Here is a 9,381-nt window from a genome sequence, read left to right on the forward strand (position 1 = left end):
GTCGCTGTGAAGGGAGCGGTTCCCACTTTCAGGGGGCCGCTCCCTTTGCTGTACGTGCGCGATGTGCCCACCGGCACTTAGTCTGGTCACACAACGCCACATCGGCGCGCGAGAAGCAGCCGGCACGACGCCGGTCCTCGGTAGTGGCCCCCGGACCTCATCCCGGGAGCTTCGATCGAAGACCGGCCCCGCCACGACAGCGCTTCTCCCGCACCGTCCCCGCGCCACACGGGCGCCCGGACGCAAAGACGAAACGTAGGAGTAATCGCTAGTGGAGAACGAGACCCACTACGCCGAGGCCGTCATCGACAACGGCACCTTCGGCACCCGCACCATCCGCTTCGAGACCGGCCGCCTCGCCAAGCAGGCCGCCGGTTCCGCCGTCGCCTACCTCGACGACGACACCATGGTGCTGTCGGCGACCAGCGCGTCCAAGAAGCCCAAGGACCAGCTCGACTTCTTCCCCCTGACGGTGGACGTCGAGGAGCGGATGTACGCCGCCGGCAAGATCCCCGGCTCCTTCTTCCGCCGTGAGGGCCGCCCCTCCGAGGACGCCGTCCTCACCTGCCGGCTCATCGACCGCCCGCTGCGCCCGTCCTTCAAGAAGGGCCTGCGCAACGAGATCCAGGTCGTCGCCACGATCATGGCGCTCAACCCCGACCACCTGTATGACGTCGTCGCGATCAACGCCGCGTCCGCGTCCACGCAGCTGGCCGGCCTGCCCTTCTCCGGCCCGATCGGCGGCGTCCGCGTCGCTCTGATCAAGGGCCAGTGGGTCGCCTTCCCGACGCACACCGAGCTCGAGGACGCCGTCTTCGACATGGTCGTCGCGGGCCGCGTCCTGGAGGACGGCGACGTCGCGATCATGATGGTCGAGGCCGAGGCCACCGAGAAGACCATCCAGCTCGTCCAGGGCGGCGCCGAGGCGCCGACCGAGGAGGTCGTCGCCGCCGGCCTCGAGGCCGCGAAGCCCTTCATCAAGGTCCTGTGCAAGGCCCAGTCGGACCTCGCCGCCAAGGCCGCCAAGCCGGAGACCGAGTTCCCGATCTTCCTGGACTACCAGGACGACGTGTACGCGGCCCTCTCCGACGCCGTCCGCGGCGAGCTCGCCCAGGCGCTCACCATCGCCGGCAAGCAGGAGCGCGAGGCCGAGCTCGACCGCGTCAAGGAGATCGCCGCCGAGAAGCTCCTCCCGGCCTTCGAGGGCCGCGAGAAGGAGATCTCCGCCGCCTACCGCAGCCTCACCAAGGCCCTCGTGCGCGAGCGCGTCATCAAGGACAAGGTCCGCATCGACGGCCGCGGGATCACGGACATCCGTACCCTCGCCGCCGAGGTCGAGGCCATCCCGCGCGTGCACGGCTCCGCCCTGTTCGAGCGTGGCGAGACCCAGATCCTGGGCGTCACCACCCTCAACATGCTCCGCATGGAGCAGCAGCTGGACACCCTCTCCCCGGTGACCCGCAAGCGCTACATGCACAACTACAACTTCCCGCCGTACTCCGTCGGTGAGACCGGCCGCGTGGGCTCGCCCAAGCGCCGCGAGATCGGCCACGGCGCGCTCGCCGAGCGCGCGATCGTGCCGGTGCTGCCGACCCGCGAGGAGTTCCCGTACGCGATCCGTCAGGTGTCCGAGGCCCTCGGCTCCAACGGCTCGACGTCCATGGGCTCGGTCTGCGCCTCCACCATGTCGCTGCTGAACGCCGGTGTGCCGCTGAAGGCCCCCGTCGCCGGCATCGCCATGGGTCTGATCTCCCAGGAGATCGACGGCGAGACGCACTACGTCGCCCTCACCGACATCCTCGGTGCGGAGGACGCCTTCGGCGACATGGACTTCAAGGTCGCCGGTACGAAGGAGTTCGTCACCGCTCTCCAGCTCGACACCAAGCTGGACGGCATCCCGGCCTCCGTCCTGGCCGCGGCCCTCAAGCAGGCCCGCGACGCCCGCCTCCACATCCTCGACGTGATGATGGAAGCGATCGACACCCCGGACGAGATGTCCCCCAACGCCCCGCGGATCATCACCGTGAAGATCCCCGTGGACAAGATCGGCGAGGTCATCGGCCCCAAGGGCAAGATGATCAACCAGATCCAGGAGGACACCGGCGCCGAGATCACGATCGAGGACGACGGCACCATCTACATCGGTGCCGCCGACGGCCCGGCCGCCGAGGCCGCCCGCGCCACGATCAACGGCATCGCCAACCCGACCATGCCGGAGGTCGGCGAGCGCTACCTGGGCACGGTCGTCAAGACCACGACCTTCGGTGCCTTCGTCTCCCTGCTCCCGGGCAAGGACGGCCTGCTGCACATCTCGCAGATCCGCAAGCTCGCCGGTGGCAAGCGCGTGGAGAACGTCGAGGACGTGCTCGCGGTCGGCTCCAAGGTCCAGGTCGAGATCGCCGAGATCGACCAGCGCGGCAAGCTCTCCCTCATCCCCGTCATCGAGGGCGAGGAGAACGAGAACGAGAAGGACGCCTCCGACCAGTGACGTCCCGCAGTTCCGCGACGACGGCCCGCCCCTCCTCCGAGGGGCGGGCCGTCGCCCGTACCCAAACGCTTCTTCCGGGCAGGGACGGCATCGGCACCGTCCGCCGCACGACCCTTCCCGGCGGCCTCCGCATCGTCACCGAGACCCTGCCCTCGGTGCGCTCCGCCACCTTCGGCATCTGGGCGCACGTCGGCTCCCGTGACGAGACCCCGGCGCTCAACGGCGCCACCCACTACCTGGAGCACCTCCTCTTCAAGGGCACCCACAAGCGGTCCGCTCTCGACATCTCCGCAGCGATCGACGCGGTCGGCGGCGAGATGAACGCCTTCACGGCGAAGGAGTACACCTGCTACTACGCCCGGGTCCTCGACACCGACCTGCCGCTGGCGATCGACGTCGTCTGCGACATGCTCACGGGCTCGCTCATCCTCGACTCCGACGTGGACGCCGAGCGCGGCGTCATCCTCGAGGAGATCGCGATGACCGAGGACGACCCCGGTGACGTCGTGCACGACCTGTTCGCGCAGACCATGTTCGGCGACACGCCGCTGGGCCGCCCGGTCCTCGGCACCGTCGACACGATCAACGCGCTCACCCGCGACCAGATCGCCCGCTTCTACAAGAAGCACTACGACCCCACCCACCTGGTCGTCGCCGCCGCCGGCAACGTCGACCACGCCACGGTGGTACGGCAGGTCCGCCGCGCCTTCGAGAAGGCCGGCGCCCTCACCCGTACGGACGCGAGCCCGGTCGCCCCGCGCGACGGCAGGCGCACCATCCGTACGGCGGGCCGGGTCGAGCTGCTCGGCCGCAAGACCGAGCAGGCGCACGTGGTCCTCGGCATGCCGGGCCTGGCCCGCACCGACGAGCGCCGCTGGGCGCTCGGCGTGCTGAACACCGCCCTCGGCGGCGGCATGTCCTCCCGCCTCTTCCAGGAGGTCCGGGAGAAGCGCGGTCTGGCGTACAGCGTGTACTCGTACACCTCCGGCTTCGCCGACTGCGGTCTCTTCGGGGTGTACGCGGGCTGCCGGCCCAGCCAGATCCACGACGTGCTGCGGATCTGCCGGGACGAGCTCGACAAGGTCGCCGCCGACGGCCTCACCGACGACGAGATCGCCCGCGCCATCGGGCAGCTCTCCGGCTCGACCGTCCTCGGCCTCGAGGACACCGGCGCGCTGATGAACCGCATCGGCAAGAGCGAGCTGTGCTGGGGCGCCCAGATGTCGGTCGACGACATGCTGGCCAGGATCGCCGCCGTCACCCCCGACGACGTGCGTGAGGTGGCCCGCGACGTACTGGCGCAGCGGCCCTCGCTTTCGGTGATAGGCCCGCTGAAGGACAAGCAGGCGGACCGCCTCCACCACGCGGTCTCCTGACCGCACGAGTCACGAGTCACTGAGGGAAGAGAGCAATGAGCAAGCTGCGCGTGGCGGTACTCGGAGCCCAGGGCCGCATCGGCTCCGAGGCGGTCAAGGCCGTCGAGGCCGCCGAGGACATGGAACTGGTCGCGGCCCTGGGGCGCGGCGACAAACTGGAGACGCTCGTCGAGACGGAGGCCCAGGTCGCCGTCGAGCTGACCACCCCCGCGTCGGTCATGGGCAACCTCGACTTCTGCGTGCGCCACGGCATCCACGCGGTCGTCGGGACCACCGGCTGGACCGAGGAGCGCCTCGCGCAGCTGAACGGCTGGCTCGCCCAGTCCCCGGAGACCGGCGTCCTGATCGCCCCGAACTTCTCCATCGGCGCGGTCCTCACCATGAAGTTCGCGCAGATCGCCGCCCCGTACTTCGAGTCGGTCGAGGTCGTCGAGCTGCACCACCCGAACAAGGTGGACGCGCCCTCCGGCACCGCCACCCGCACCGCCCAGCTGATCGCCGAGGCCCGGTCGAAGGCAGGCTGCGCCCCGCAGCCCGACGCCACGACCACGGCCCTGGACGGGGCGCGCGGCGCGGACGTGGACGGTGTCCCGGTGCACGCCGTACGGCTCCGGGGCCTGCTGGCCCACCAGGAGGTGCTGCTCGGCGGCGAGGGCGAGACCCTGACCGTGCGCCACGACTCGCTGCACCACTCCAGCTTCATGCCGGGCATCCTGCTCGGCGCGCGCCGCGTCGTGACCACCCCGGGCCTCACCTTCGGTCTGGAACACTTCCTGGACCTGGGCTGACGGTCATGGGCGGAAAGATCACGTACGTCTTCCTCTCCACCGTCCTCGTGCTCGTCTTCGGGGTGGTGGGGATGGAGGGCGTCCTGCTCCTGCTGACCGGCGAGCCGGCGGCGATGGGCATGGGCGCGGTGGCGTTCCTGCTGCCGCTGGTCGGCGGCTGGTTCCTGTGGAAGAACACCCGCTTCGCGCGCCTGGCGAACCGCCTGGCCGCGGAGCTGGAGGCCGAGGGCGGGCTGCCCGTCGACGAGCTGAAGCGCACACAGGGCGGCCGCATCGACCGCGACTCGGCCGACGAGGTCTTCGCCCGGCGCAAGGCCGAGACGGAGGACTCGCCGGACGACTGGCGGTGCTGGTTCCGGCTCGCGGTCGCCTACCACGACGCCCGCGACACCCCGAGGGCCCGCAAGGCGATGCAGCGCGCGATCGCCCTGCACGCGGCGGGCTGACGACTCAGCGGGCGCCCGCGTACTCCGCGTTCCAGGCCTCGATCGTGTCCGCGGCGCGGTCGAAGGCCTCGACGCGGGAGAGGAAGTCGGCGTTGTGATCGGTGAGCAGCGGCGCCTGCTCACCGTTCTCCCGTACGAGGACGAGGGCCTGACCCTGGACCGTGCGGGGGAGTCCCAGCCAGCGCACCGGCTGCTGGACGGTGCGCACGGCGCTCGCCTGCGGCCACGGCACGGTCTTCGTCACGAAGAACCGCACCTGCCGCAGCCCGGCCCGGCTCACCCAGACGCCCATGCGCAGCACGCGCAGCGCGACGAGGATGATCAGCAGCGCGACGCCGAAGGTGAACAGGGCGCCGCCGGTCGCGCCGGCGGCGGCGATGACGACCGCCGCGAGCAGCACGAACGAGGCCAGGAGCAGCGCGAGCGCGGCGAGCCCCACCCGCCACGGACCGGGCCGGTACGGACGACGCCACTGGTCGTGGTCGGCGAACGGCAGGGCGACGTCGTTGATGTCGTCGTCTGCGTCGAAGTCGCGGTCGGCCGTCAGGAAGGGCAGGGGCACGGCGGGTCCTCACTCACAAGCACGTTCGGTGACTGTGCCCGGTGAGGCTACCTCAGCGCCCGTCGGAAGCCTCGGACTGATGCCGGTGACCGCTCGCGTCCCCGGGTTCCAGGGACGGCATGCCGAGGACCAGGGAGCCGACCAGGCCGGCCACGACGGTCAGTCCCAGCAGCGTGCGGCCGAGGATCTGGGACGCGGTGGGACGTTCGCGAGGCGGGGGAGTGACGTTACTGCGAAAGCGGTCGGACTCCGCGACGAACGCGAACGGTACGGCCTCTCGCCGGCGCAACATGGGGAGCACTCTCCTCGGGGCTGGTGCTGAACGTGTGTGTCACCGGTAGAGACGAGCGGGGCGAGGGTTTGGTGCCGTTTTTTCATCAAAGCGGCCGAATCTCATTCTGGAGGAGGACCCGAAGGTCCGGGCCGGAAGACCGTGCGTGGCCTCGCTCGTAGCGCCGTAACGCACATAAGTACGAAATTCGCGTGCGAAGTGTCCGTATTGCGACGTTTCACGAAGTTCATCTAGGCTGATCAAACGGACCCGGCACTGCTTGAACCCCCGAGCAGGCAGTGCCGGGCTCCTCTTATCGCGTCCCCCGAGGGGACCCCCGGCGCTGAGCAGCGAGTAGCGTGTTACCCATGGCTCCGATCTCCACTCCGCAGACCCCCTTCGGGCGGGTCCTCACCGCCATGGTCACGCCCTTCACGGCGGACGGCGCACTCGACCTCGACGGTGCCCAGCGACTCGCCGCCCACCTCGTGGACGCCGGCAACGACGGCCTGATCGTCAACGGCACCACCGGCGAGTCCCCCACCACCACCGACGCGGAGAAATCGCAGCTCGTACGGGCCGTACTGGAGGCGGTCGGCGACCGCGCCCACGTCGTCGCCGGCATCGGAACCAACGACACCCACCACACGCTCGAGCTGGCCCGCACCGCCGAGCGCGACGGCGCACACGGCCTGCTCGCCGTCACGCCGTACTACAACAAGCCCTCGCAGGAGGGCCTCTACCGGCACTTCTCGGCCATCGCCGACGCCACCGAGCTCCCGGTGATGCTGTACGACATCCCCGGCCGCAGCGGCGTCCCGATCGACACCGAGACGATCGTCCGGCTCGCCGAGCACCCCCGGATCGTCGCCAACAAGGACGCCAAGGGCGACCTCGGCCGCGCCAGCTGGGCCATCGCCCGCAGCGGCCTCGCCTGGTACTCCGGCGACGACATGCTCAACCTGCCGCTGCTCTCCGTGGGCGCCTGCGGCTTCGTCTCCGTCGTCGGCCACGTCGTCGCCCCGGAGCTCCGCGCCCTCGTCGACGCCTACCTCGCCGGTGACGTCCAGAAGGCCACCGAGATCCACCAGCGGCTGCTGCCCGTCTTCACCGGCATGTTCCGCACCCAGGGCGTCATGACCACCAAGGCCGCCCTCGCCCTCCAGGGCCTGCCTGCCGGTCCGCTGCGCCTGCCGCTCGTGGAGCTCTCGCCCGAGGAGACCGCCCAACTCAAGATCGATCTTGCCGCCGGCGGGGTACAGATCTGACAACAGACTTCACAACCGAAGATCCGTAACTGAACACGCGTAACTGAACATCCGTAACCGAAAACAACAGCAAGTGCACGAATGTCATACGCGCCACGTGCCGAGCCGGTACGTGGCGCGTGTGGTGAGGAGAACCTTTTGAGCCATCCGCATCCTGAACTCGGCGCCCCGCCGAAGCTGCCCCAGGGCGGGCTGCGCGTCACCCCGCTCGGCGGTCTCGGTGAGATCGGCCGCAACATGACGGTCTTCGAGTTCGACGGCCGCCTGCTGATCGTCGACTGCGGCGTCCTCTTCCCCGAGGAGGAGCAGCCGGGCGTCGACCTGATCCTGCCCGACTTCACCACCATCCAGGACCGCCTCGACCAGGTCGAGGGCATCGTCCTGACCCACGGCCACGAGGACCACATCGGTGCCGTGCCGTACCTGCTCCGGCTCAAGCCGGACATCCCGCTCATCGGCTCCAAGCTGACCCTCGCCCTCATCGAGGCCAAGCTCCAGGAGCACCGCATCCGCCCCTACACCCTCGAGGTGGCCGAGGGGCACCGCGAGCGGTTCGGTCCCTTCGACTGCGAGTTCATCGCCGTCAACCACTCCATCCCCGACGCGCTGGCCGTCGCCATCCGCACTCCCGCGGGCATGGTCGTCCACACCGGCGACTTCAAGATGGACCAGCTGCCGCTGGACAACCGCCTCACCGACCTGCACGCGTTCGCGCGGCTGAGCGAGGAGGGCATCGACCTCCTGCTCACCGACTCGACGAACGCCGAGGTCCCGGGCTTCACGCCGCACGAGCGGGACATCTCCAGCGTCCTGCGCAACGTGTTCGCCAACGCCCAGAAGCGCATCATCGTGGCCAGCTTCGCCAGCCACGTGCACCGCATCCAGCAGATCCTGGACGCCGCCCACGAGTACGGCCGCCGGGTCGCCTTCGTCGGCCGCTCCATGGTCCGCAACATGGGCATCGCCCGTGACCTGGGCTACCTGCGTGTCCCCGCCGGCCTGGTCGTCGACGTGAAGACCCTCGACGACCTCCCGGACGACGAGGTCGTGCTCGTCTGTACGGGCTCCCAGGGCGAGCCCATGGCCGCCCTGTCCCGGATGGCGAACCGCGACCACCAGATCCGGATCGTCCCCGGCGACACCGTGATCCTGGCGTCGTCCCTGATCCCGGGCAACGAGAACGCGGTCTACCGCGTGATCAACGGCCTGACCCGCTGGGGCGCCAACGTCGTCCACAAGGGCAACGCCAAGGTCCACGTCTCGGGCCACGCCTCCGCCGGCGAGCTGCTGTACTTCTACAACATCTGCCGGCCGAAGAACCTCATGCCGGTCCACGGCGAATGGCGCCACCTGCGCGCCAACGCCGAGCTCGGCGCGATGACGGGCATCCCGAAGGACCACATCGTCATCGCCGAGGACGGCGTCGTCGTCGACCTGGTCGACGGCCGCGCCCGGATCACCGGCAAGGTCCAGGCGGGCTACGTGTACGTCGACGGACTCTCGGTCGGCGACGTCACCGAGAGCTCCCTCAAGGACCGCCGGATCCTCGGTGAAGAGGGCATCATCTCGGTCTTCGTGGTCGTGGACTCCTCCACCGGAAAGATCGTCGGCGGCCCCAACGTCCACGCCCGAGGCTCCGGCATCGAGGACGCCGCCTTCGACGCGGTGCTCCCGAAGATCGACCAGGCCCTCAACAAGTCCGCTCAGGACGGCGTGGTCGAGTCGCACCAGCTCCAGCAGCTGATCCGCCGCACGGTCGGCAAGTGGGTCTCCGACACCTACCGCCGCCGCCCGATGATCCTCCCGGTGGTCGTGGAGGTCTGACGGACCGTCCGCTCCCAACGGGGAGGGGGGCGCCTCGATTTGCATCGGGGCGCCCCCCTCCAGTACGTTTACGGCTCCGCCAGAGGGGAAGCCCCGGGCACCACTGTGTGCCGGGAGCGTGAACCGGGAGGCGGGAAATCCGACTCAGAACTTCTGATAAAGTCGGGACGCGCCGGAAGGCCTCGGAAAGAAGACGAAAGTCGGAAAGCCGGACCGGAAAGCGAAGAGGAAATCGGATCGAAAACATCTGATAAACTCGAAACCGCCGGAAGGGCCCGGAGCGAAAGCGAAAGGGACCGGAAAGCACCGAGGAAATCGGATCGGAAAGATCTGATAGAGTCGGAAACGCAAGAACGAA

8 protein-coding genes are annotated in these 9,381 nt (G+C 69.4%); 6 read left to right on the forward strand and 2 right to left on the reverse strand.

Translation table 11 applies throughout. The features are described from left to right. Positions 1 to 271 precede the first annotated feature (271 nt). Genes ACFVGS_RS33640 through ACFVGS_RS33655 form a run of 4 tightly spaced genes read left to right on the forward strand, consistent with a single transcriptional unit; the run spans position 272 to position 5,098 of the window. Positions 272 to 2,488, forward strand: coding sequence for a polyribonucleotide nucleotidyltransferase (locus ACFVGS_RS33640; protein ID WP_384420746.1), 2,217 nt, complete (start codon positions 272 to 274; stop codon positions 2,486 to 2,488). Further along, entirely contained in the window at positions 2,485 to 3,864 is a 1,380-nt protein-coding gene (locus ACFVGS_RS33645) for a M16 family metallopeptidase (protein WP_385433961.1), read from the forward strand. Before ACFVGS_RS33640 ends, ACFVGS_RS33645 begins: the two co-directional genes overlap by 4 nt. A 35-nt stretch (positions 3,865 to 3,899) precedes the next feature. Continuing rightward, positions 3,900 to 4,652, forward strand: coding sequence for a 4-hydroxy-tetrahydrodipicolinate reductase (gene dapB / locus ACFVGS_RS33650; RefSeq protein WP_384423515.1), 753 nt, complete (start codon positions 3,900 to 3,902; stop codon positions 4,650 to 4,652). 5 nt (positions 4,653 to 4,657) lie between these two features. Continuing rightward, entirely contained in the window at positions 4,658 to 5,098 is a 441-nt protein-coding gene (locus ACFVGS_RS33655) for a hypothetical protein (RefSeq protein ID WP_384423513.1), read from the forward strand. A 4-nt stretch (positions 5,099 to 5,102) separates the two neighbouring features. Here the strand turns inward: ACFVGS_RS33655 and ACFVGS_RS33660 are convergent, their stop codons facing one another. Then, positions 5,103 to 5,660 (reverse strand): hypothetical protein, encoded by a 558-nt coding sequence (locus ACFVGS_RS33660; RefSeq protein ID WP_385695884.1) that lies wholly within the window; start codon positions 5,658 to 5,660, stop codon positions 5,103 to 5,105. Positions 5,661 to 5,712: 52 nt separating this feature from the next. Then, positions 5,713 to 5,952 carry a hypothetical protein gene (locus ACFVGS_RS33665; RefSeq protein WP_384423509.1) on the reverse strand — a complete coding sequence of 80 codons (240 nt, stop codon included), beginning with the start codon at positions 5,950 to 5,952 and terminating at the stop codon, positions 5,713 to 5,715. A gap of 347 nt (positions 5,953 to 6,299) precedes the next feature. On the opposite strand from ACFVGS_RS33665, the gene dapA reads away from it, so the two are divergent. Beyond that, on the forward strand, positions 6,300 to 7,199 hold the full coding sequence (gene dapA / locus ACFVGS_RS33670) for a 4-hydroxy-tetrahydrodipicolinate synthase (RefSeq protein WP_385695888.1): 900 nt from the start codon (positions 6,300 to 6,302) through the stop codon (positions 7,197 to 7,199). A 138-nt stretch (positions 7,200 to 7,337) separates the two neighbouring features. After that, positions 7,338 to 9,023, forward strand: a complete 1,686-nt coding sequence (locus ACFVGS_RS33675) for a ribonuclease J (RefSeq protein ID WP_384423506.1) — start codon at positions 7,338 to 7,340, stop codon at positions 9,021 to 9,023. The last annotated feature ends 358 nt before the right edge of the window (positions 9,024 to 9,381 follow it).

Origin of the sequence: Streptomyces sp. NPDC127114 (assembly GCF_042677525.1) — a bacterium.
Classification (GTDB): domain Bacteria; phylum Actinomycetota; class Actinomycetes; order Streptomycetales; family Streptomycetaceae; genus Streptomyces.